This is a genomic window from Vibrio sp. B4-6 (assembly GCF_963888245.1).
In the GTDB taxonomy this organism is placed as follows: domain Bacteria; phylum Pseudomonadota; class Gammaproteobacteria; order Enterobacterales; family Vibrionaceae; genus Vibrio; species Vibrio anguillarum.
The window spans coordinates 122,728-147,456 of record NZ_CAWPIM010000069.1; the positions used below are offsets into that span (position 1 = coordinate 122,728).

Consider the following 24,729-nt stretch of genomic DNA (forward strand, 5'->3'; position numbering starts at 1 on the left):
CTAGCGAAAAACGAAGCGGAGCTTCTTCTCCTAGCGTAATGCTAGCACTCGTTAATTGGTGTTCTTGGTGATAAACATCGCATCACCATAACTAAAGAAACGATATTGATGTTTCACGGCATGCGCGTACGCGGCCATAGTATGCTCATAACCTGCAAAAGCGCTGACGAGCATAATCAGTGTCGACTCTGGCAAGTGGAAGTTAGTGATTAAGCAATCCACCAACTGATACTCATAACCAGGGAAGATGAAAATTTCAGTGTCACCGAAAAAAGGAACCAGCTCAGTGCCCTTTTTAAGCGCATCTTGCGCGGCACTTTCCAGTGAGCGCACCGACGTAGTTCCAACAGCGATCACTCGGCCACCACGCGCTTTCGTCGCGTTGACGGCATCGACTACCTCTTGTGGCACTTCAACATATTCTGCATGCATATGGTGATCGTGAATATTGTCGACTCGTACTGGCTGGAAGGTTCCAGCGCCAACATGCAAGGTTACATAAGCAAATTCGACGCCTTTCGCTTTGATTTGCTCAAGCAGAGCCTCATCGAAATGCAAACCGGCGGTCGGTGCAGCGACAGCTCCCGGTTTTTGGTTGTATACGGTTTGATAACGCTCTTTATCAGCATCTTCATCAGGGCGGTCAATGTAAGGCGGTAACGGCATATGGCCAATCTCGTTTAAGATCTCCAGTACCGTCTTTGACGCTGTAAAACGAATCTCGAACAGCGCGTCATGGCGAGCCACCATGTGTGCATGATATTCGTCATGCTCTCCTAAATACAACTCACTGCCCGGTTTTGGCGGCTTAGATGAGCGAACATGAGCTAAAATCGTCTGTTCATCCAACATTCGTTCGACCAATACTTCCAGTTTACCGCCTGAAGCTTTGCGCCCAAACATGCGAGCCGGAATGACACGTGTATTGTTAAAAACCAATAAATCGCCGGGCTGAACTCGGTCAAGAACGTCTTTAAATGAGCCATCCGCCAGTTCACCGCTGTTACCGTCTAATTGCAGTAAGCGACTCGCCGTACGTTCAGCCGTTGGGTAACGAGCAATCAGCTCATCGGGAAGTTCAAAGTGAAAGTCTGAAACTTGCATAGTTCTTATCTTGTTCGTTTTGAGTGGATGACGTAATTTTTTTAAGCGCCGTAGTATATACGTAAACACCTTCGCTCGTCAGACCCAGATCTAAATTTAATGTAATTAAACATGAAAATGGCACTCAATCTTTACGCATCAATCAAAGTAAAAATAGCGGGAGCTCTCAGATATTTTGCGCAGAAAAAACTATAGTTGAATCAGGTCAATAATAAAAAGGAGCTCGTTATGATCAAAATTGAAGACATGATGACTCGCAACCCCCATACCCTGTTGCGTACACACACGTTAGCCGATGCTAAGCACACTATGGAAGCGTTGGATATTCGCCATATCCCTATCGTCGATCCACACAAAAAACTACTCGGTATCATTACTCATCGAGATATTCTTGCCGCGCAAGAGTCTAGCTTAAAAAACATCCCTGAAGATCAATCATATACACTGACAACACCGTTATATGAGGTGATGCATACTGAAATTATGACGGTTGACCCGCGAGCGGGGTTAAAAGAGAGTGCTATCTACATGCAAAAACATAAAGTAGGCTGCTTACCCGTTGTAGATAAAGGCCAACTAGTGGGCATTATTACTGACACGGACTTTATTGGGGTAGCTGTTACCTTACTTGAGCTACAAGAAGAGAGTGAACCGGACGAAGTCGATATTGAATAACGCTCACTCCCTAATATAAGTACCTCACATAAAAAAGAGCGGCTTACGCCGCTCAAAGGTGTTACACAGATAATGATTGGGAAGTATAGCTAATTAAAATTGGTCTTCTTCGGTAGAGCCCGTTAACGCGGTCACGGAAGAGCTGCCACCTTGGATGGTATTGGTCATCCGGTCAAAGTAACCCGTTCCCACCTCTTGTTGGTGTGCAACAAAGGTATAACCTCTTGATGCTGCTTCAAACTCTGGACGCTGAACTTTCTCAACGTAATGACGCATACCTTCGCCTTGCGCGTAAGCATGTGCTAACTCAAACATGTTGTACCACATGTTATGAATGCCCGCTAAGGTGATGAATTGATATTTGTACCCCATGTCCGACAACTCTTGCTGGAAACGAGCAATGGTGTCTGCATCCAAGTTTTTCTCCCAGTTGAAAGAGGGAGAACAGTTATAAGCCAGCAGTTGATCTGGGTATTGCGCTAGAATTGCTTCGGCAAATTGGCGGGCTTCATCCAAATCAGGCTTAGCGGTTTCACACCACACGAGGTCAGCATACGGCGCGTAAGCGAGACCGCGTGAAATCGCTTGCTCAATCCCAGCATTCACGCGATAGAAACCTTCTTGAGTACGCTCACCTTGGATAAAATCACGATCGTATGCGTCGCAATCCGAGGTCAGTAGATCCGCCGCGTTTGCATCAGTACGAGCAATGACCAAAGTGGTTGTCCCTGATACGTCAGCGGCCAAACGTGCCGCAATCAATTTTTGAACCGCTTCTTGAGTCGGAACCAGAACCTTGCCGCCCATGTGTCCGCATTTTTTTACTGACGCCAACTGATCTTCAAAGTGCACACCGGCCGCCCCTGCTTCAATCATCGACTTCATCAACTCGTAAGCATTGAGTACGCCACCAAAACCGGCTTCAGCATCGGCAACAATCGGTAAGAAGTAATCAATACCACCTTCATCTTCCGGTGATTTTCCGGCCGCCCACTGAATTTGATCGGCACGACGAAACGAGTTGTTGATGCGCTTGACCACCGATGGAACAGAATCGACTGGATAAAGTGATTGGTCCGGGTACATGGTGGAAGCGGTGTTGTTGTCTGCCGCTACTTGCCAGCCGGAGAGATAAATCGCCTCAATTCCCGCTTTGGCTTGTTGTACCGCTTGACCACCTGTCAATGCACCCAAACAGTTCACATAACCTTTTTTGGCACTGCCGTTAACCAGTGACCACAATTTATCAGCGCCACGTTGGGCCAAGGTGTTGGCTGGAGTGATTGAACCGCGCAGGTCAACCACTTCAGCAGCAGTATAAGTACGCTTTACATTTTTCCAGCGTGGGTTGGTTGCCCAATCTTTTTCTAGAGCTTCGATTTGTTGGCGGCGAGTTAATGTCATGGTCTATCCCTCTTATTTTGATGCGCAAGCGCACTGTCATCCTTTTCTCAGCAGTACGACCTATTCTGCTTTTGAAAACAGCTTCACGTTATTGGTTGTCAGTAATTGGTTATTAGTTATTGGTTTTAAATCTCATCAATCTAGGTAGTCATAACCCGGAACGGTGAGAAAATGTGTCAACTCATCGCTGGTAGTTAAGCGAGCCATCAATTGTGCCGCTTCGCTAAATCGTCCTTGTGCAAATCGCTGCGTGCCGATTTCCTGTTTCACGACTTCAATTTCTTGCGCAAGATACTGCTCAAAAAGCGCTTTGGTAACAATCTGACCGTTATCCAAGGCTTTTCCATGCTTGATCCATTGCCATATTGACGCTCGAGAAATCTCTGCAGTCGCCGCATCTTCCATCAAACCATAAATGGGGACACAGCCATTGCCGGAGATCCATGCTTCGATGTACTGAAGTGCAACTCGAATATTATGACGCATGCCCTGTTCGGTACGTTCCCCTTCACATGGGGTCAACAGCTCATTGGCATGAATCGGCGCATCAGACAGACGCGTAACATCTAATTGGTTACAACGCTCGCCCAGTACTTGGTCAAAGACCGCTTTTGCCGTATCCGCTAAACCTGGATGGGCAACCCAAGTACCGTCATGACCATTATTGGCTTCGAGTAATTTATCGTGATGAATTTTATCGAGAACCAACTGATTTTCTTGGGGATCTTTAGCTGGAATGAACGCGGCCATACCGCCCATCGCAAATGCGCCACGCTTATGACAGGTGTAGATCAGTAAGCGTGAATAGGCGTTAAGAAACGGCTTTTCCATTGTGACAACTTGGCGATCTGGTAGCACCCGATCCGGATAATTTTTCAATGTCTTGATATAACTGAAAATGTAATCCCAGCGGCCACAATTTAAGCCGACAATGTGTTCTTTAAGCGAGAACAATATTTCGTCCATCTCGAACACGGCGGGTAAGGTTTCAATCAATACGGTGGCTTTAATGGTGCCAGTTTCTAACCCAAAATACTCTTCGGTAAAATGGAAAACGTCACTCCACCACTTTGCTTCTTGATAGGCCTGAAGTTTTGGAAGATAAAAATAAGGGCCACTGCCTTTTTTAAGCAATGATTTATAGTTGTTGTAAAAGTAGAGTGCAAAATCAAACAACGAACCCGGAATACTTTGCCCTGCATATTTAACATGCTTTTCTTTAAGGTGCAGACCGCGTACCCGACAAATGAGCACCGCTGGGTTATCTTTAAGCTGGTAGCACTTACCATTGTCAGGATTGGTATAGCTAATGGTTCCTTCAATGGCATCACGCAAATTGACTTGCCCATCCAGCACTTTATCCCATGCTGGTGACATCGAATCCTCAAAATCCGCCATGAACACTTTGACGTTAGCATTCAATGCATTGATCACCATTTTTCGGTCGGTTGGCCCCGTAATCTCCACTCGACGATCTTGTAAATCGTGTGGGATACCGAGAATTTTCCAGCTTCCTTCGCGAATATCTTGCGTATCCTTGAGAAAATCCGGCAGTTCTCCGTTATCAATACGTGTTTGTCGCTCTTCTCGTGCATCCAGCAGCGAATCGACACGGCTTGCAAATTTAGCACACAGAGTGGACAAGAAGATTTGGGCTTCTGAAGGGAAAATAGCTTGGTGATGTGGGCCAACGGCACCAACAACCTCAAGCTTGGCTTCGTGGTGTTCTTTGCTGAGTGCTAACTCTGTTTCTGGGGTCTGTGCAAACATAACGTTCTTCCTTAAAACCATTCCAACTACATTTGTAATTTAAAAACCACAAACTCAAATGCTCATTTTTTGCTATTCACTGACTTATCTCTACCGACACTTTCTCTCAGTCAATCCAATATTTCAAGCCTAACCAAGCTAGACATAAGTCTTACAAAACCTTATTAAACCTTACATCAACTCATCATTCAGCAAAAGAGACAAAGTTAATGAAAGGTTAAAAACAAAGTTTTATCCCGTTTCAAACCTATGTTTGATTTCCTTGTTAAATATGAAAGTTATTACGTTATTTTATTACAAAACTCAAAAAGGCAGATTTTAGTTTTAAACAGACGTTCGAAATGATGTGAGACGCAGTAAGGCTTGAATTTACGACTAACCGAGCGAAACAGATGCCTTATTTTTAAACGCAAGAGAAAATAGGATGTGTAAAATTGTGGCTGTAAAGATTTTTGATTTTATGAAAACTTCATCAAGAATTGTTTGTAAAATTTTACAAGTTTAAAAACACTAACAGAATAAAAAACTGAAAAAAGCCACATTAAAAGTGACTTTTTGATTTTTTAAGCAAAGGAAAGAGTAAGACTAATCGCTAAAGTAAACCAGAAACCACATCCGCTAACTGCTTAAAAGTGTGAGTTCGCGATGAACTTGGCCGCCAGACTAAACCAATCTCTCGATACGCTTGCTGGCCAGGAGGCTCGATGACCACTAAATTTTGGTTTTCAACTAAGCCATGATTGATTGCCATTTGTGGAATGAAAGTCGTCCCTAAACCATTGGCGACCATCTGCACTAAGGTATGTAAACTGGTTGCGGTAAATGGATTAATTTTCTCTTTGGCGGTTAACTTGCAAGCCGACACAGCATGATCCGTTAAACAGTGCACATTTTCGAGCAAAAACACCGATTCATCAGGCAGGTCAGCATACTTGATTGGCACACGGATGCTATCCATTTGATGACGGCTGATCACCATTTTGAATGGATCAATCCCCACGACTCGGCTCTCCATTTTGCCGATATCGACAGGCAAAGCCAAAATCAACACATCAAGCTCTCCATGACGCAGTGCAGCCAAAAGGTTCGTCGTCGTATCTTCTCGTAATAATAAGTTCAACTTCGGAAAGCGGACATTCACTTCTTGCACTAAATCACACAGTAAAAATGGAGCAATGGTTGGAATACAACCCAGCTTAAGCTGACCTTGCATCTCATCGCCTTGGCAAACCTTGCCGAGTTCCACTAAATCTTGTCCTTTGGCAAGTAACTCTCTTCCTTGGCTAACAACCAGCTCTCCCGCTTGGGTAAACACTAACGGAGCTTTCTTATCCTTTTCATAAAGCGGGCAGCCTATTAATTCCTCTAAATTTTGGATCCCTTTACTTAGGGTAGATTGACTAACAAAACAACGTTCAGCGGCATCACTAAAGTGCCGTGTTTCGTAGAGTGTTACTAAATAGTGCAACTGCTTCAAACTGGGCCATTTATTCATCGTTCTACTACTATCTTATTTGAGTGCCGTTTCTGATTCCGTCATTAGAGCTCATCGCTTTTTTCGATGAGACTAATCTATTTATTTCGCTTTTTACTATCCTACAATCTGTACTATAGTTTGTCTCGTTCAAAAACGGACTGGACCAGTGCTCATCACTGGTTTGGAACTAAACCTTATTCTTAGGAGCAAAAAAATGGTACTAGTTGGTCGTAAAGCCCCTGATTTTACTGCAGCAGCTGTTCTTGGTAACGGTGAAATCGTTGATAGCTTCAACTTCGCAGAATTTACTAAAGGTAAGAAAGCGGTTGTTTTCTTCTACCCACTAGACTTCACTTTCGTTTGCCCATCAGAGCTTATCGCTTTTGACAAACGCTTCGAAGATTTCCAAGCGAAAGGCGTTGAAGTAATCGGTGTATCTATCGATTCTCAATTCTCTCACAACGCATGGCGTAATACCGCTATCGAAAACGGTGGCATTGGCCAAGTAAAATACCCGCTAATCGCTGACGTGAAGCACGAAATCTGTAAAGCGTACGATGTTGAGCACCCAGAAGCAGGCGTTGCTTTCCGTGGTTCTTTCCTCATCGACGAAGATGGTCTTGTACGTCACCAAGTTGTGAACGACCTACCACTAGGCCGTAACATCGACGAAATGCTACGTATGGTTGATGCGCTTAACTTCCACCAAAAGAACGGTGAAGTGTGCCCAGCACAGTGGGAAGAAGGCAAAGCCGGTATGGATGCATCTCCAAAAGGTGTTGCAGCATTCCTAGCTGAGCACTCAGACGACCTAGGCAAGAAATAATTCTCCTTAGCCCGCGCTCAACTCGGGTCAATGGTTGGACATATAATAAAGCGTAAAACGCATCGCCAATCAGTTAAGAAGTAAAGTCCTTATCCAAGCCCAAAGCTAACGCTTTGGGCTTTTTCTTTGGCATTCATTTAGCGAAAATGAGGCAGCATTGGTTGGTAAACTTTACCCCTATTTCTTACCTCAATCACACAGACGTCACTACTCTAACTTGCTAACATTAACCAAATTTTTCCAGCAGGATTTTGCTATGAATATTCAAGTTGAAGTGTGTATTGATAATATTGAATCGCTACACAACGCCATTAAAGGCGGGGCTACTCGCATTGAATTGTGTTCGTCGCTCGCATTAGGTGGACTGACGCCCAGCTTTGGTTTAATGAAAAAGGCCGCACAAATATCGAGCGTTCCTGTTTACGCGATGATTCGTCCGCGTCAAGGCGACTTTCTTTATGATCAGGATGATCTCGATTCGATGTTGATCGATATCGAGATGGCAAAACAGGCGGGACTAGACGGCATCGTCTTTGGTATTTTGAATCCGAATCGCACCATCAACCTTGAAGCAAGCTTACTGATGATGCAAGCCGCGCAAGGATTGGGTACCACTTTCCACCGTGCGATTGATCAATGCCACAGCTATGAACAAGCGATTGAAGACATTGCAAAATTAGGGTGTGAGCGTGTACTTACTTCAGGGTTAGCGCCAGATGCCTATGCAGGACGAGCCGTAATTGCACACATGGTGAAACTGGCGAATGGTCGATTCTCTATTATGGCTGGGGCTGGCTTAAACGCATCAAACGTGACTGACATTATCCGTGAAACGGGCATCACTGAAGTGCATTTGTCCGGCAAAACCACGCGTGCAAGTAGCATGGATATGATCGCCAATGCGGTGAAAATGGGCCAAGAGTCTGTCGATGACACCCTCATCCCAATTACCGATCCGGCTAAAATCCAAGAGGTATTACGCCAGCTTTCTTAACTTCGGCGACCGTTATGTCTTGATGTAAGGTGAATAACTTTCCTTCGCCTTACTTTACCCAAAAGGCTATTTGAGGATGTCATCAATCGATTGTTTACCTAAGTGGCGCACATCCTTACCTTTGACAAAATAGATGATGTATTCGCAGATATTCTGGCAGCGATCGCCCACGCGTTCGATGGCTCGTGCAGACCACATGACTTGTAATATATGTGGGATATTTTTAGGGTCTTCCATCATATAGGTCATCAGTTGGCGGATCACGGCTTCATATTCGGCATCCAGCTTATCATCCAAGCGGTACACTTCAGCAGCCGATTCAAGATCCATCCGCGCAAAAGCGTCTAACACTTGGTGCAACATTGCAATGGCTTGCCGGCATAAAGGTTCAAGAGAAACTCGAAATTTGCTCTCTTTAGGTGAAGGGCTTTCGATAGTGACGTAGGCAATTTTGGTGGCAACATCACCAATTCGCTCAAGGTCGGTAATGGTTTTGATGATCGCCATGATCAAGCGCAGATCCTTGGCTGTCGGTTGTCGCTTAGCGATAATACGCGTGCAAGCCTCATCAATAGAGACTTCCATCGCATTCACTTTGTGATCATCCCGAACGACTTTTCTGGCCAGATCGGCATCATCTTTATGCAATGCTTGCATCGCAAAAGAGAGTTGTTGCTCCACCAGCCCGCCCATCGTCAATACATGAGTGCGAATCGATTCAAGTTCAACATTGAACTGTCCTGAAATGTGGCGACCTAGATGCATCATCGTTCCTTTTGAATATCGCTATTGACGAAAGTATTAACCATATCGACCAGTAATATAGTCTTCCGTCTGTTTTTTCAATGGGGAGGTGAAAATAGAGTCAGTATCCGCATACTCAATCAATTTCCCCATATGGATAAAAGCCGTATGATCGCTCACTCTTGCCGCTTGTTGCATGTTATGCGTCACAATCACCACTGTGTATTTGGTTTTGAGATCGTTAATCAACTCTTCGATGGTCAAAGTAGAAATAGGATCCAAAGCAGACGTTGGCTCATCAAGCAACAGCACCTCTGGCTCAATAGCAATCGCTCTGGCGATCACTAAGCGTTGCTGCTGCCCACCCGAAAGGCCAAATGCATTTTCATGTAAGCGATGCTTCACTTCATCCCATAACGCAGCGGCTCTTAAAGCTCGCTCAACGGAGTCATCTAAAGTACGGCTATTTTTAATTCCTTGTAGACGAAGCCCATACACCACGTTTTCATAAATGGATTTCGGAAATGGGTTGGGTCGTTGGAATACCATCCCCACTCGGCGGCGCAACGTGGCAACATCCACATCTGGGTGATAGACGTTTCTACCATGAAGTTTGACTTCACCTTCAACTCGACACCCTTCGACCAGATCGTTCATCCGGTTAATACAGCGCAGTAAGGTTGACTTACCACAACCGGAAGGGCCGATAAACGCCGTTACTTGTCCTTTGGGAATACGCATTGAGATATGGCTCAGCGCACAAGTCTGTTTATAGAACAGATTCAGATCTTCAATCGCAATCGCCGTTTGTTGATCGCTCAGATTATTGACATCTAACGGGGCGTGATAACCCAAAGTTTGATTGATGGAAAACATAATTAATCTTGCCCTAACGTTCGATATTTCTCACGCAAGTTATTGCGGATACTGATGGCCGTTAAATTCAGTGCCACAATCACTGTCACCAATAAAAATGAAGTGGCGTACACCAGTGGCCTAGCCGCTTCGATGTTGGTCGTTTGGAAACCAACATCGTAAATATGAAAACCTAAGTGCATGAATTTTCGCTCAAGATGTACAAAGGGAAATTCGCCATCCACAGGCAAACTTGACGCCAGTTTGACCACACCCACCAGCATCAAAGGGGCAACCTCACCCGCGGCTCGCGCAATGGCGAGAATAAGCCCAGTAATGATCGCAGGGCTTGCCATCGGCAATACTATGCGCCAAATCGTCTCAAAATGAGTAGCGCCCAATGCTAACGAGCCATGGCGTACTGCGCTGGGAATCCGTGTTAACCCTTCTTCCGTCGTCACAATCACTACGGGTAGAGTTAACACCGCTAATGTGAGCGCCGACCACAGTAAGCCAGGCGTGCCAAAAGTGGGGGCCGGTAACCTTTCGCTATAGAGTAGCGTATCAATCGATGAGCCTATGGTGTAAACAAAAAAACCAAGACCAAACACCCCATAAACAATCGATGGCACACCAGCAAGGTTGATAACCGCAACACGAATGATACGAGTAAACAGATTCTCTTTTGCGTATTCGTGCAGATAAATAGCCGCTACAACACCAAGTGGCATGACAATAATCGACATCAACAACACCAACAGCACTGTACCAAAGATGGCTGGAAATACGCCGCCTTCAGAGTTCGATTCTCGGGGATCTTCTGATAGGAAGAGCCACACCTGCTTTCCCCACTGGACCAATTTTTGCCCCAAAGTCATATCATTGGGATACCAAATATCGAGAATTTGGCTAAGTGGAATCGCCACTCGTTGCCCACTCATCTCTTCAACAATCAACGACGGCCCATTCATTTGCTGGCGCAGAGCATCTAACTTTTGTTCGGCAATAGCTAATTGGCTATCCAAATCCTGCTTTTTATGATAATAGTGCTCTAAATAGGTTCGTTCTAGCTTTCCATTGAGTTCTTTACGACGCTTCTCTAAACGTAATTTTTCGGCGGCAAAGCCAATGACTCGGATCTCTTGGTCAATCACATCGTCAATTTGCTCTCTCAATAACGCGACATCCTGCATTCCTGCAGCGAGCATGGTCTGAACATCCGAACTCTCGCTTCCATCGGTTTGCACATAAACAATCGGCTTGCCATAAAACTGTCCGTTACTCTTACGTTCTATTACCGCCCACCCGCTAGGCATTTGTTTATCCGACAGTTTAACATCCAGTATCGAGACAAAGTCCGCATGATTTCGCTCTCGGTTAGCGACTTTGATACTGAGCCGCTTCACTTCCCCAGCATCCAGTATGGCTTTGGGCCATGTAATATCTAACGCTCTTAAGTGTGTTAATGGCACATTTTCCTCAGAGTAGAGCTGACCAACCAGTGCTTGCCCCTCTTGAGTTTGCCATTGATAAAGTGGCGTCGGCCAAAAATAGGTTAATCCTTTCCAACCAATAAACAGGAGCAAGCCCAATACCGAAATCAGGCTGATGCTGACAGCACCGCCTGTTAACCATATCCAAGGTGAACCTGATTGAAACCACTTAAACATTTGTGATGATTTTTCCCAATTGATTACAAAGCGCGATATTTGGCACGCAACCTTTGTCTGACCCATTCAGCAATCGAGTTCACACAAAAGGTGAACATGAGTAGCAATAGTGCCGCTAAAAAAAGCAACCGGTAATGGGAGTTTCCCACTTCCGACTCTGGTAACTCAACCGCAATCGTTGCCGATAAGGTGCGCATCCCTTCTAAAATATTCCAATCTAAAATGGGTGTATTACCCGTCGCCATAAGAACGATCATTGTTTCTCCGACGGCTCGCCCCAACCCCATCATGATCGCCGAGAATATGCCAGGACTTGCCGTTAACAACACGACTTTGGTTAATGTCTGCCAAGGTGTTGCGCCTAATGCTAATGACCCATCAGAAAGATGTTTAGGTACGGAAAAGATCGCATCTTCCGCAATAGTGAAAATGGTTGGAATGACGGCAAAGCCCATCGCAAAACCAACCACCAGCGCATTACGCTGATCAAAATCGATGCCGTTTTGCGCGAGATAAATCTGAATATCGCCATCAAATAGCCAAACTTCAATTTGGCTGCTATACGAAAAGATAACCACTGCACTAACGACTAATACGGGGATTAGTATCAATGCGTGCCACCCATTTGAAAAATTTCGCACCCATGCTCTCGGTAACAGGTGCCAACCTAGCCCAACGAGTAACATCACAATGGGTAAAAATAGCAGCAGCGCTCCGACCGCCGCGAGATGGCTTTCAATTAATGGCGCAAACCACAACCCCGCTAAAAAACCAATAATGACGGTTGGTAACGCTTCCATCAATTCAATCGACGGCTTCACCACTCGGCGCATTCTCGGTGACATAAAATAAGCCGTGTAAATCGCGCCAAACACCGCAATCGGTATCGCAAATAACATTGCGTATGCTGCAGCCTTAAGAGTGCCAAAGGCTATCGGTACTAGACTAAACTTAGGCTCAAATTCATCGTTCGCTGACGTCGATTGCCACACATATTGAGGCTCAGGATAACTTTCGTACCACACTTTTTGCCACAATGATGAGAGTGATATTTCAGGATAATCATTATCTACTTTTGCCACGCTGATCTTCTGCTCGCTTAACGTAGCGAGATAAAGCTCATTATTGGACATGGCGGCCAATTGAGGGGCTTTGTTGTACATCCTCTCAAACAACACCAGTTTTTCACTGGTCGTATAGTGACTTTGGATTGTGCCATTAGGGTAGAAACTGTAAAAACCTTTGCGATAAGTATCCGGCAGTAACAGCGTCACCTGCGGCGCTAATTTAAACTTACGAATCTGAGTCAGTTGACGTTCTTCATTTTGCAGCACATCAAACCATTGTGACACTAAGCCGTTACGGTGAGTCACCAGTAGCGAATAAGCACCGGACAATAAGTTGATTTGTGTCACGGCTCGATCGGAATTACCTTGGCTTAAATCAACTACTTCTCGCACGAAATAACCTTGACGACTCTTAACGGCAACAACCAATTCGGACCCTGAACGAAGATAAAGCGTTTTACCATCTGGCGTAAAAAGCAATTGGTCCAAAGAAGGAAATGAGCCTTGAAACACAAAGCGCTGAATTGGCTCAACGTTATCACTCGTTAAGGTTTGTACTATCACCTCATCATTATCGAGATAAGAAGCAAAGAAAAGTGCCTCATCAGTAACGGCGAAGGCAAACTGGCGTAACGTTTGCGTTTTATGAGTCAGCCGAAAGGTAGAGGGTAAACTGACGCGCTCAAGATAAGGAGAAAACTGGCGACCTTCCACGCTATGCAGATAACTGAATTTAGGGCGAGTAATAAAGACCTCTCCCGCCACATTGCTAGCGGCAAACCATCCATCCAGCGGGGGAGCTTGGCTAAAAAGATCAACGCGAATAGGGAGACTATCCGACCACAATGCGTGTTCCGTTTTGCCGTCCAAGGGCCAAAAGTTCATGCTGCCGTCAAGGTCAACAACAAAGGCATTCTCGCCGTATTCATCTATGGCCAAAAATTGAGGATTGGAAGTGGTTATACTCACTTGCGCCACGTTCCTTTCAATTTTTGCGCTACCAAAAAGAGGGAAAACAACCATCGCAAGATAGACAAAAATCAGCACTAAAGCGCCAAGTACACTCACGCCACCAAAACTCACTGCAAGGCGAACCAAACGGTCTTTTATCAACCGTTTTCTGTCACGTTCCTTCAATGAAAATTCACTTGGTGCCATTGCTCTCTCTACCCTTTTTCTTGTCTGCGTATAATATGTAATTTTCGTGACAAGTATATTACAACTCGCAATAAACGACTGAAAATAAAACAACTATACTCAACTTGCCTACTTGAAATAAAAATGTCACATAAAAGGCATAGTTTGCATAATCATCAATACCCGAATTGATTGCTGTGCAGAATCGCACAATCAGCACACAGAGGGTGAGTCAGTAAAAAACGTCAATTGAGTAAAAAGGTAACATGAATGAGTACGGACAAGTTGTATATCGACAAGGAATTGAGCTGGCTTTCGTTTAATGAACGCGTATTGCAAGAAGCCGCAGATAAAACCGTGCCTTTAATCGAGAGAATACGGTTTTTAGGTATTTTTTCTAACAATCTGGATGAGTTCTATAAAGTTCGCTTTTCCGATGTAAAACGGCAAATTTTGATCAACCGAGAACGTGGTGGTAACGATACTACCAAGCATTTGCTGACACGAATGCAAAGTAAGGCGTTCAAACTCAACCAAGATTTCGACAATCTCTATAATGAGCTTATTTTAGAAATGGCACGTCGCCGTATCTTCTTGGTTAATGAAACACAGTTGGATGAGACTCAGAAAAAATGGATCACTAAGTATTTCCATAAAGAAGTGCGCCCGCATATTACACCGCTGCTCATGACTGACGACATTGATGTCATGCAATTTTTGAAAGATGAATATGCCTACATTGCCGTTGATCTCAAACACAATGACCGCAGCCAATATGCGCTGATTGAAATCCCGACAGACCACCTACCGCGCTTTGTCATGGTGCCGGAGCAAAAGGGCAAACGCCGCAAAACCATCATCTTATTGGACAACATCATTCGCCACTGCCTCGATGAGATTTTCCGCGGATTTTTTGACTATGAAGAGCTCACGGGGTACGCGATGAAAATGACACGTGATGCGGAATATGACTTGCGACGGGAAGTCGAATACAGTTTGTTAGAACAGATGTCAGAAGGGTTGAATCAACGCTTAAGTGCTATGCCCGTACGCTTTGTTTATGAACGAGAAATGCCGACAAAAATGCTTAAATTTTTGTGCGAAAAACTCAAAATATCGCACTATGATAGCCTTCTTCCTGGTGGTCGTTATCATAACTTTAAAGATTTTATTGGGTTCCCAAACGTGGGGCGTGACTATTTAGAAAACAAGCCGCTACCACCCATGCAATGTGCTGACTTTGAAGGTTTTGCCAATGCATTTGATGCGATTCGCGCTCAGGATATTCTACTTCACTATCCTTACCACTCATTTGAACACATTACCGAGTTGGTAAGACAAGCGTCGTTTGATCCCAAAGTGATCAGCATCAAAATTAATATTTATCGTGTTGCCAAAGATTCTCGCCTAATGAACTCGCTCGTCGATGCGGTACACAATGGCAAACGAGTGGTGGTAGTGGTTGAGTTACAAGCACGGTTTGATGAAGAAGCCAACATTGAATGGTCACGTATTTTAACCGAAGCGGGGGTCCAAGTAATTTTCGGGGCTCCCGGATTAAAAATTCACTCTAAATTGCTGCTCATTAGCCGCAAAGAACAGGACAACATCGTTCGCTACGCACACATCGGCACGGGCAACTTCCATGAAAAAACCGCCCGTATCTATACGGACTTTTCACTACTGACCGCCGACAATGAAATTGCTACCGAAGTACGAAACGTGTTTGGCTATATTGAAAACCCTTACCGCCCAGTTAAATTTAGCCATCTCATTGTGTCGCCAAGAAACTCTCGTATTCAGCTTTATCGATTAATCGACAGTGAAATCGCCAATGTGAAACTTGGTAAAAAAGCCGCAATCACTTTAAAGTTAAATAACTTAGTGGATAAAGGGTTGATCAATAAACTGTATGGTGCGAGTAGCGCGGGCGTACAAATTAAGATGATCGTCCGGGGCATGTGTTCACTGGTTCCGGGAATTGAGGGCGTGAGTGACAATATCAAAATCATCAGCATCGTTGATCGCTTTTTGGAACACCCTCGTGTCATTATTACGCACAATGATGGCAACCCGCTGGTGTATATCTCCTCTGCCGACTGGATGACGCGCAATATTGATCATCGTATCGAAGTAACGACACCAATTCGTGACCCACGTTTGAAACAGCGTATGATTGACATTATGAATTTACAATTTACCGATACAGTGAAAGCGCGCTGGATAGACAAAGAGATGAGCAATAATTATGTAGAACGTGGTAACCGTAAAAAAGTGCGTTCACAATTTGCCATCTACGACTATCTTAAGAATGTAGAAAGACAGACCAGAAAGAGCAAAGAACCCTTACATGACAATCAACCCAACTAATACTATTCGCGATATTGCGGCCATCGATTTAGGCTCTAACAGCTTTCATATGGTGGTGGCCAAAGTCGTCGATCAAGATCTGCAACTGGTGAGCCGCCATAAGCAACGTGTACGCTTGGCGGCTGGGTTAGATGAACAAAAAAATTTGGATGCCGATGCCATAGAGCGAGGACTTGAATGCTTAGCGATGTTTGCCGAGCGGTTGCAAGGTTTCAAACCTGAAAACGTGCGTATCGCGGCCACGCATACACTGCGTCAAGCCAATAATGCTCATACATTCTTGCAACGAGCCAAACAAGTACTGCCTTTCCCTATTGAAATCATTCCCGGAGCTGAGGAAGCACGCTTAATTTATTTAGGCGTGGCACATACTCAACCTCAAGCAGCGTCTATGTTGGTGGTGGATATCGGTGGCGGCAGTACCGAGATGGTGATTGGCCAAGGGTTTGATCCAGACCTAATCAACAGCAAGCAAATGGGATGCGTCAGCTATACCGACCGTTACTTCGCTGATGGTAGGCTTTCAAGCAGAAACTTCGCTCATGCGATATTAGCCGCCGAGCAAAAAATCGAATCTATTGCGGCGAAATATCGCAAAAAAGGGTGGGAAGTCGCCTTCGGCTCGTCAGGAACCATCAAAGCCATTCACGAAGTACTGATTGGTTTAGGCTTTGATGATGGCATCATCACGCTTGAGCGAGTCAATAAACTCATTGAAAAACTCTGTGAATGGCAAAGTATTGATGAGATCGAACTCAGCGCGTTGACTGACGATAGAAAACCCGTTTTTGCTGCGGGAGTTGCCATTTTAAGCGCGGTTTTAAAATCGCTGCGTGTGAAAGAGATGCATTTTTCTGATGGTGCATTACGAGAAGGTTTGCTTTATGAGATGGAAGATCGGTTCAAATATTCCGATATCCGTTTACGCACTACTGAAAACCTCGCGATGAAGCATCTAGTCGACTTAGAGCATGCCGCTAAAGTCAAAGGCCATGCAAAAGAGTTTCTACAGAATGTGACCCCAGAGCTAGGATTGAAAAAAGGCAGCGAACTGTTTGATCTTTTGGAATGGGGAGCGTTATTGCATGAGGTGGGATTGAGCATCAACTTACAAGGCTTTCACCGACACTCTGCTTATATCTTGCGTCACACCAACATGCCCGGTTTTAACAGCGAGCAACAGCAAGTGCTATCGACCTTAGCGCGCTTTCAACGCAAATCCCTCAAGCTGCAAGAAATGAATGATTTCACCTTGTTTAAGAAAAAGCACATTATTGGCCTCATCCGCGTGTTGCGTTTAGCGATTGTTGTCAATAGCCAACGTAATGATGATCCTCTTCCTGAGCTGACGCTCAGCGCAAAAGATGATGAGTGGAAACTAGAATGTGAAGATGCCAATTGGTTAGAAAATAATAAATTATTACATGCGGATCTGATGTGCGAACAACAGTATTGGCGAAGTGTCGGTTGGCAGCTCAATGTTTAATTTGAATTGGGTTTGATTAAAAATAGCGAGCGAACAGCTCGTTATTTTATGCCCACTTTAGCTAGTTCTTGCTGAGCAAACTCGGCACTGACAGGCACATAACCATCTTTCCCAACGATCGCTTGTCCTTGCTTAGAAAAAATGAAACGGATAAATTCGCGCTGCATGGGTGGCAGATCCTGATTAGGATGTTTATTCACATACACATACAAATAGCGAGATAACGGATAAGCACCTGATAGAATATTTTCATAACTTGCGGCAATAAACTGATCGCCTTGTTTGGCTATCGGAATCAATTTCACACCAGAAACCTGATAACCAACACCAGAATAACCGATAGTATTGATCGATGAGGCAACCGATTGTACAACCGATGCCGATCCCGGCTGCTCGTTTACTCCCTTTTTGAAATCGCCACCACACAGTGCGTTTTGTTTGAAATAGCCATAAGTTCCCGACACCGAATTTCGGCCAAACAGTTGAATTCCCCGCTTGGCCCAATCCTCATCAACGCCCAATTGCGCCCAAGTATTGGTCGGTTGTGTAGCACCGCAGCGCAACGTGGATGAGAAAATACTGTCTAATTGAGTAAAATTAAGCCCTTTGATTGAATTATCTCGATGTACAAAAATACCAATGGCATCTATCGCAACCCGCAATGCCGTCGGCTTATAACCGTGTGCGCGTTCAAATGCTTCAATCTCACGACCACGCATCGGGCGACTCATTGGGCCAAATTGCGCCGTTCCTTCAGTTAAAGCAGGAGGCGCGGTGGAAGAACCTGAGGCTTGTACTTGAGCATTGATATTGGGGTAGATCGTCTTAAACTCTTCAACCCACAACGTCGTCATTCCTGCCAGTGTGTCTGAACCCACCGATAGCAGACTACCTGCAACACCGTTAGTTTTTGAGTAATCCACGAGCGGCTGAGCGCTCACGGCGTTCGTGGTAATCAGTAAGTAAAAACAGAGAAAGGCTGTAAATATGCGATGTATCATGACAGCACAACCAAACGTTTAGGCAAAATAAAAGAGAATTTGCTGCCAACACCCACTTCACTGTGAATCTGCAAATGCGTGTCATGATGTGACAATGCATGCTTAACAATCGCGAGCCCAAGCCCACTTCCTCCGGTATCTCGCGAACGTGCTTTATCGACACGATAAAAACGTTCTGTTAAACGATGTAAATGCTGTGGCTCAATCCCTTCCCCTTTATCTACCACGTCTAAACAAGCACCTTGCGCGTTTTGATACCAACGCACATTAATTTCCGCTCCCGGAGGCGTATATTTGACGGCGTTATAAACAAGGTTTGATATAGCACTGCGCAGTTGATCTTCATCGGCCAATACTTTAAGTCGCTTATCGACATCAAAATGCAGTCGGTGATGATGATCGCCACTTAAACTGATCGCTTCTTTTTCAAGTACTTCCAACATAGCCGGAACATCAACCACTTCATCCAGCTCATGCATAGGCGCCGCTTCAATTTTTGACAACGTCAGCAGTTGATTGACTAAACTGTTCATACGGTTTAACTGCTCAGTCATCACTCCATGTGCCTTAGGCCACATCGGCCCTACCAGCATGTCAGGGTCTTCTGTCATCTCAAGATACCCTTGCAACACCGTCATCGGCGTTCTCAGTTCATGAGAAACGTTAGCAAAGAAATTTCGGCGCATGCCTTCTAACTGTTTCAACTGAGTGACATCACGCACAACCATCAAATGCTCACCTTCTGTGTAAGGCACAATACGCAGCTCTAACATGCGCTCAACATTAAGTGGAGAGCGCATTTCAAGTGGTTCTGTGAAATCATCTTTTTGCAGATATTTGATAAAATCAGGGGCGCGCAATAAATTTGAGATAGGTTGACCTGCATCATCTGGCCAGCGAAAACCGAGCAGGTGTTGTGCAAGTCGGTTACACCAAACAATGTTCCCTTCGTCACGGAACACCACCACCGCATCGGGTAGCGATTCAGCCCCGTTACGAAAGCGGCGGATCAAATTGGTCAGTTCTTTGCGTTTTTTACGTTGGCGTTGCTGTAAACGGTAAATCCCATTAAACAGGTATTCCCAATTTCCAGTCCCGGAAGGCGGCGTTAAACGTTTTTCATCCCACAACCAAGCCGACAAACGCATTTGGTTATGCAAATGCCAAATCAGTTGCAACGCCGTAGCCGCTAGCAGCAGCCAAGCCATATGGCCAAAGATCCAGCCAACGATAATCCAAGGAGAGTAAAAAAAAGCCAGCTCCCAAGCCAGCCTTTTCCACGTTAAACGTTCAACCATTTCGTACCTTAATTAATCCTTTATGTTCTGGATGAAAAGCGATAACCGGCACCACGTACTGTTTGAATTAATTTATCGTGGCCAGCCTCTTCTAACGCTTTTCTCAGACGGCGTATATGAACATCGACAGTGCGGTCTTCAACATAAACGTTGGTACCCCACACATTGTTCAATAACTGCTCACGGCTATAGACGCGTTCTTGGTGCGTCATAAAGAAGTGTAGCATTTTGAATTCCGTCGGCCCCATCTCTAAGGCATTATCATTAGCCGTTACTCGATGAGAGACAGGATCTAACTTCAATCCTTGCACGTCGATCACATCTTCCAGTGCTGTCGGTGTGACGCGCCGGATAACCGCTTTCAAACGAGCAACCAACTCTTTAGGCGAAAAAGGTTTGGTTATGTAATCATCCGCACCCACTTCAAGGCCGCGAACTTTATCTTCTTCTTCACCACGGGCGGTTAACATCACAACAGGAATGTTGCGCGTTAATTCTTCACGCTTCATATGCTTAATAAAGTTGATACCACTCCCGCCGGGCAACATCCAATCTAATAACACAAGATCGGGAAAGGGTTCAGCCAGTTTACTCACCGCCGTGTCGTAATCTTCCGCTTCAACAGCTTGATAACCTTTTTGCTCAAGCACGAAACACAACATTTCGCGAATGGGTGCTTCGTCTTCAACAACCAGAATCCTTCTAGACATTTGAATAACCTTTCTATGTAATCAACGCTATGCATTATGGGAAACAATTATGACACTTTTGTGACCTTTGCAAACAATTTTTCATATAAGTTTCTTATCAAGTTCATGATTATATTTTGAAATTGATTTAAGACTTTAGCTTTCAAATCCCCTATCATGTTGCGTCTTCTAATTAAGTAAGAGAAAGAATATGTGGTTTAAAAACTGTATGGTTTATCGTGTTAATCGCGATGTAGAATTCAACGCCGATCAGCTCGAAAAACAACTGGCCGAATTTCGTTTTACGCCATGCGGCAGCCAAGATAAGCAAAAATTTGGTTGGGTTAACGCAATGGGTAAACACGGCGACATGATGACCCACGTTTCTGAAGACCGTATTCTGATCTGCGCGAAAAAAGAAGAAAAGATGTTACCTGCTTCGGTCATTAAAGATTCTTTGAATGCCAAAGTTGAAGCGATGGAAGTGGAAGAAGGGCGACCTCTCAAGAAAAAGGAGAAGGAAAGCCTCAAGGAAGATATTGTCATCGATCTCCTACCTAGAGCATTTAGCCGCAGCAATCTCACCTTTGTGCTTATCCTACCCAAGCAAGGCTTCATTTTAGTCGATGCCGCAAGCTACAAAAAAGCTGAAGACGTTTTGGCGCTGCTACGCAAAACCATGGGTAGCCTACCCGTAGTACCTGCGATCCTAGAACAAGCAGTAGAAACAACACTTACTCAGTGGGTTAAAAGTGGCGAACTGCCACCAGGGTTTAGCTTGTTGGATGAAGCTGAATTAAAGTCGTTATTAGAAGATGGCGCAGTGATCCGTTGTAAGAAACAAGAACTGACAAGCGATGAGATCTTAAGCCATATTGAAGCCAATAAAGTCGTCACTAAACTGGCATTGAACTGGCAAGATCGCCTGAGCTTTATTCTGGCTGAAGATTGTAGCATTAAGCGTTTGGCATTTAGCGATGAGCTCAAAGAACAAAATGAAGATATTCCACGAGAAGAGCAAGCGGCTCGCTTTGATGCCGATTTCTCATTAATGTGTGGTGAAATGTCGGCATTTTTGCCTAACTTATTTGACGTTCTCGGCGGCCTTCCTCACCCGAACGCTTAACAAAAGCATCATGCAAAAGCCCAATACCCTTAAAAGTGTTGGGCTTTTTTGTATCACTTACGATCCCTACTAGGCATAAGGTTATTTTTAACGTAAAATTTGCGCCCCTCCAATACCATCAGGTGGTATTGGCCTGACTTGAGATCAGATTAGAGAAAAACAATGAGCACACATACCCCTTTTGTCCCCGAGCTACTATCACCGGCGGGCAGTCTAAAAAACATGCGTTATGCGTTTGCTTACGGTGCAGATGCCGTTTATGCCGGCCAACCTCGTTATAGCCTTCGTGTACGCAACAACGAATTTAACCATGAAAACCTGCAAATCGGTATCGATGAAGCACATGCTTTGGGTAAAAAATTGTACGTGGTTTGTAATATTCAACCCCACAACTCAAAACTTAAGACATTCATCCGAGATCTAAAGCCTGTGGTTGAAATGGGACCTGATGCGCTCATTATGTCTGACCCTGGGCTTATCATGATGGTTCGTGAAGCATTTCCTGAAATGCCTATTCACCTTTCAGTTCAAGCCAATGCTGTTAACTGGGCAACAGTTAAGTTCTGGGCATCCCAAGGCGTTGAACGAGTGATTCTATCACGCGAACTTTCGTTGGAAGAAATTGAAGAGATCCGTGAGCAATGTCCAACGACCGAACTCGAAATTTTTGTTCATGGCGCATTATGCATGGCTTATTCAGGTCGCTGTCTATTGTCTGGCTACATTAATAAACGTGATCCAAACCAAGGAACATGCACTAATGCATGTCGTTGGGAATACAAAGTTGAATCAGCCAAAGAAGACGAAACCGGTCAAATTGTTGAGAAATTTGATCCAGCAGCAGTTCAAACTATCGAGATACAAGAAGAGCGCCCTGATAATACACTTGGTTTAGGCAAACCGATTGATGATGTGGTTTTGCTTTCAGAAAGCCATCGTCCAGAAGAGAAGATGGCCGCTTTTGAAGACGAACATGGCACCTACATTATGAACTCAAAAGATCTACGAGCAGTACAGCATGTAGAACGATTGACGAAAATGGGCGTGCATTCATTAAAAATAGAAGGCCGTACTAAATCTTTCTATTATTGCGCTCGTACAGCTCAAGTGTACCGCAAAGCAATTGATGACGCAGTTTCAGGTAAACCATTTGATGAAAGCCTGATGGGTACTTTAGAAAGCCTTGCACACCGTGGCTATACCGAAGGTTTCTTGCGACGCCATACACACGATACTTATCAAAACTACGACTATGGCTATTCAGTCTCAGATTCACAGCAATTTGTTGGCGAATTTACGGGTAAACGTCGTGGTGAAATGGCTGAAGTTGAAGTTAAAAACAAGTTTATCTTAGGTGATAGTTTAGAGCTGATGACCCCAAAAGGGAATGTTGTCTTCAGACTTGAAGTAATGGAAAACCGCAAAGGTGAAACTGTTGATGACGCAAAAGGAAACGGTCACTTTGTTTATATCCCGGTTCCTGAAGAGTTGGATTTAAACTTTGCTCTGTTAATGCGTAACTTGAATGCTGGCCAAGATACTCGTAATCCCGTAGGCAAGTAGTTATGGCATTATTGATCACCAGTAAATGCATTAACTGTGATATGTGTGATCCGGAATGCCCAAATGGCGCGATCTCTATGGGCAACCGGATCTATGAAATTGATCCTAATCTATGTACTGAATGCAAAGGACATTACGACAAGCCCACCTGTCAATCCGTATGTCCGATAACAAACTGCATCATTACCGATCCAGAACACATAGAAACTGAACATCAACTACTTGAAAAATTCGTCGTTATTCAAGGTTTAGCCTAATCATTGTAAAAGAGCCCAATCGTTAAGATTGGGCTCTTTTTTATCGGTGTGCTAAGCCTTTACTGTTGAGATAGTTCAACATATGAGGTCGAGATTCTTGTGCTAATTTAGCCGTTGCCTCTGTAGACCAAGCCACTTTCTTGGTATTGGAAGAACGCGTCTGATAATAAGCCCTCATCGTCTCATCATATTGCTCTATTTCAGCATAACTCAAAGCATGGTAGGTATTCTCATGAACAATTACCTCAGGAGATAAACGAGGTTTTAGTTGTGGATTCTGAGCCGGATACCCCAAACACATACCAAATAACACTGCGCAATATGGAGGAAGCTCTAATAACTCATCCACTTCTTTAGGTGAATTTCTTAAGCCGCCAATATAAACACCACCCAATCCCATCGATTCTGCCGCCAATAAACAGTTTTGTGCCATGATCCCAGCGTCTACAGCGCCAATCAAAGTGAGTTCAATCAGCTCTGGTTTTACCTCAGGATTAATGGCGTAATGACGTTGGTAGTCAATGCAGAACACTAAAAACTCAGCAGCGCTTGCAACATAAGCTTGGTTGCCCGCCAGTATAGCCAACTGCTCGCGTTTATCTTTATCCGTAACACGAATGATTGAATTAACCTGTAATAGGCTCGATGATGATGCCGCAATACCAGCAGAAATAATTGTGCTCAGCTGATCTGGAGTTATCTTCTGATCGGTAAAAGATCGGATAGAACGATGTGCAAGAATAGTTTCAATGACTGGATTCATCTTATATTTTTCCCTACGAGGATATTGCCACTATCTTAGCAAGCATTACCTACTGACGCCGTAAAAATGCAAACTTAAAATTAGCACAGAAAAGATCGGTTTAATGCAGTATGGGGGCGATACTTTTATTGAAGTTATTGAAGAACAGGAATGTTCTAAAAAATAATAAGGAGATGAAAAATAGCAAAAAGCCTCAGCATTTCTGCGGAGGCTTGATAGATGGCAGGGGTGGAGAGATTCGAACTCCCAACACGCGGATTTGGAATCCGCTGCTCTGCCAGTTGGAGCTACACCCCTAAATAATTTATGCTTCTCATTGAAGAAAGCCTCAACATGACTGCTGAGGCTCTTAATAAGTGGCGGAGCGGACGGGACTCGAACCCGCGACCCCCGGCGTGACAGGCCGGTATTCTAACCAACTGAACTACCGCTCCGCAGCGTGTCTGGTTAGAC

Annotated in this window: 20 protein-coding genes and 2 tRNA genes; 8 read left to right on the forward strand and 14 right to left on the reverse strand. The window is 44.5% G+C overall.

Going from position 1 to position 24,729, the window contains the following annotated elements:
* Positions 1–51: 51 nt before the first annotated feature.
* Positions 52–1,104 (reverse strand): tRNA preQ1(34) S-adenosylmethionine ribosyltransferase-isomerase QueA, encoded by a 1,053-nt coding sequence (gene queA / locus AACV20_RS17480; protein WP_026027701.1) that lies wholly within the window; start codon positions 1,102–1,104, stop codon positions 52–54.
* A 228-nt stretch (positions 1,105–1,332) separates the two neighbouring features.
* Here queA and AACV20_RS17485 point away from each other — a divergent pair, with 228 nt between their 5' ends.
* Positions 1,333–1,779, forward strand: a complete 447-nt coding sequence (locus tag AACV20_RS17485) for a CBS domain-containing protein (protein WP_038171482.1) — start codon at positions 1,333–1,335, stop codon at positions 1,777–1,779.
* Between the two features lie 93 nt (positions 1,780–1,872).
* Here AACV20_RS17485 and aceA read toward each other — a convergent pair whose 3' ends face one another.
* From aceA to AACV20_RS17500, 3 genes are all read right to left on the reverse strand, one after another.
* Entirely contained in the window at positions 1,873–3,183 is a 1,311-nt protein-coding gene (gene aceA, locus AACV20_RS17490) for an isocitrate lyase (protein WP_013857509.1), read from the reverse strand.
* Between the two features lie 135 nt (positions 3,184–3,318).
* A complete protein-coding gene (gene aceB, locus AACV20_RS17495) occupies positions 3,319–4,953 on the reverse strand; it encodes a malate synthase A (protein WP_026028092.1) in 1,635 nt (544 codons plus the stop codon).
* A gap of 592 nt (positions 4,954–5,545) precedes the next feature.
* Positions 5,546–6,448 carry a hydrogen peroxide-inducible genes activator gene (locus AACV20_RS17500; protein WP_013857512.1) on the reverse strand — a complete coding sequence of 301 codons (903 nt, stop codon included), beginning with the start codon at positions 6,446–6,448 and terminating at the stop codon, positions 5,546–5,548.
* 196 nt (positions 6,449–6,644) lie between these two features.
* Here AACV20_RS17500 and AACV20_RS17505 point away from each other — a divergent pair, with 196 nt between their 5' ends.
* Positions 6,645–7,256, forward strand: a complete 612-nt coding sequence (locus AACV20_RS17505; RefSeq protein ID WP_010320425.1) for a peroxiredoxin C — start codon at positions 6,645–6,647, stop codon at positions 7,254–7,256.
* A 157-nt stretch (positions 7,257–7,413) separates the two neighbouring features.
* Positions 7,414–8,250, forward strand: coding sequence for a copper homeostasis protein CutC (locus AACV20_RS17510; RefSeq protein ID WP_013857514.1), 837 nt, complete (start codon positions 7,414–7,416; stop codon positions 8,248–8,250).
* Between the two features lie 66 nt (positions 8,251–8,316).
* Here AACV20_RS17510 and phoU read toward each other — a convergent pair whose 3' ends face one another.
* The 4 genes from phoU to AACV20_RS17530 are packed head-to-tail and all read right to left on the reverse strand — an operon-like array spanning position 8,317 to position 13,744.
* On the reverse strand, positions 8,317–9,015 hold the full coding sequence (phoU, locus tag AACV20_RS17515) for a phosphate signaling complex protein PhoU (protein ID WP_010320427.1): 699 nt from the start codon (positions 9,013–9,015) through the stop codon (positions 8,317–8,319).
* Positions 9,016–9,051: 36 nt separating this feature from the next.
* Positions 9,052–9,870 (reverse strand): phosphate ABC transporter ATP-binding protein PstB, encoded by an 819-nt coding sequence (gene pstB, locus AACV20_RS17520; protein WP_010320428.1) that lies wholly within the window; start codon positions 9,868–9,870, stop codon positions 9,052–9,054.
* A 2-nt stretch (positions 9,871–9,872) separates the two neighbouring features.
* Complete coding sequence (gene pstA, locus AACV20_RS17525; protein ID WP_170907713.1) at positions 9,873–11,519, reverse strand: phosphate ABC transporter permease PstA; 1,647 nt, start codon at positions 11,517–11,519, stop codon at positions 9,873–9,875.
* A 23-nt stretch (positions 11,520–11,542) separates the two neighbouring features.
* On the reverse strand, positions 11,543–13,744 hold the full coding sequence (locus tag AACV20_RS17530; RefSeq protein ID WP_170907714.1) for an ABC transporter permease subunit: 2,202 nt from the start codon (positions 13,742–13,744) through the stop codon (positions 11,543–11,545).
* Between the two features lie 249 nt (positions 13,745–13,993).
* Between AACV20_RS17530 and ppk1 the strand changes: the two genes are divergently transcribed.
* Both ppk1 and ppx read left to right on the forward strand, forming a co-directional pair.
* Entirely contained in the window at positions 13,994–16,093 is a 2,100-nt protein-coding gene (ppk1, locus tag AACV20_RS17535) for a polyphosphate kinase 1 (RefSeq protein ID WP_013857518.1), read from the forward strand.
* Complete coding sequence (ppx, locus tag AACV20_RS17540; protein WP_170907715.1) at positions 16,074–17,579, forward strand: exopolyphosphatase; 1,506 nt, start codon at positions 16,074–16,076, stop codon at positions 17,577–17,579. The genes ppk1 and ppx overlap by 20 nt, the downstream gene beginning before the upstream one ends.
* 41 nt (positions 17,580–17,620) lie before the next feature.
* Here ppx and AACV20_RS17545 read toward each other — a convergent pair whose 3' ends face one another.
* The 3 genes from AACV20_RS17545 to phoB are packed head-to-tail and all read right to left on the reverse strand — an operon-like array spanning position 17,621 to position 20,588.
* Positions 17,621–18,580, reverse strand: coding sequence for a PstS family phosphate ABC transporter substrate-binding protein (locus AACV20_RS17545; RefSeq protein WP_047689053.1), 960 nt, complete (start codon positions 18,578–18,580; stop codon positions 17,621–17,623).
* The gene (gene phoR, locus AACV20_RS17550; protein ID WP_013857521.1) at positions 18,577–19,878 is read right to left on the reverse strand and encodes a phosphate regulon sensor histidine kinase PhoR; all 1,302 of its coding nucleotides are present in this window, start codon (positions 19,876–19,878) and stop codon (positions 18,577–18,579) included. Before phoR ends, AACV20_RS17545 begins: the two co-directional genes overlap by 4 nt.
* Before the next feature lie 20 nt (positions 19,879–19,898).
* The gene (gene phoB, locus AACV20_RS17555; RefSeq protein ID WP_013857522.1) at positions 19,899–20,588 is read right to left on the reverse strand and encodes a phosphate regulon transcriptional regulator PhoB; all 690 of its coding nucleotides are present in this window, start codon (positions 20,586–20,588) and stop codon (positions 19,899–19,901) included.
* Between the two features lie 190 nt (positions 20,589–20,778).
* Between phoB and rdgC the strand changes: the two genes are divergently transcribed.
* The 3 genes from rdgC to AACV20_RS17570 all read left to right on the forward strand — a co-directional run bounded on the left by rdgC (position 20,779) and on the right by AACV20_RS17570 (position 23,513).
* Positions 20,779–21,693 (forward strand): recombination-associated protein RdgC, encoded by a 915-nt coding sequence (rdgC, locus tag AACV20_RS17560; RefSeq protein ID WP_170907716.1) that lies wholly within the window; start codon positions 20,779–20,781, stop codon positions 21,691–21,693.
* A 162-nt stretch (positions 21,694–21,855) separates the two neighbouring features.
* Positions 21,856–23,256 carry a prephenate-dependent tRNA uridine(34) hydroxylase TrhP gene (gene trhP / locus AACV20_RS17565; RefSeq protein ID WP_170907717.1) on the forward strand — a complete coding sequence of 467 codons (1,401 nt, stop codon included), beginning with the start codon at positions 21,856–21,858 and terminating at the stop codon, positions 23,254–23,256.
* Between the two features lie 2 nt (positions 23,257–23,258).
* A complete protein-coding gene (locus AACV20_RS17570) occupies positions 23,259–23,513 on the forward strand; it encodes a YfhL family 4Fe-4S dicluster ferredoxin (protein WP_013857525.1) in 255 nt (84 codons plus the stop codon).
* A gap of 40 nt (positions 23,514–23,553) precedes the next feature.
* Here the strand turns inward: AACV20_RS17570 and nfsA are convergent, their stop codons facing one another.
* From nfsA to AACV20_RS17585, 3 genes are all read right to left on the reverse strand, one after another.
* Complete coding sequence (nfsA, locus tag AACV20_RS17575; protein WP_017049407.1) at positions 23,554–24,276, reverse strand: oxygen-insensitive NADPH nitroreductase; 723 nt, start codon at positions 24,274–24,276, stop codon at positions 23,554–23,556.
* A gap of 220 nt (positions 24,277–24,496) precedes the next feature.
* Positions 24,497–24,573: transfer RNA gene (locus AACV20_RS17580), tRNA-Trp, on the reverse strand.
* 60 nt (positions 24,574–24,633) lie between these two features.
* Positions 24,634–24,710, reverse strand: a tRNA-Asp gene (locus AACV20_RS17585).
* Between the last annotated feature and the right edge of the window lie 19 nt (positions 24,711–24,729).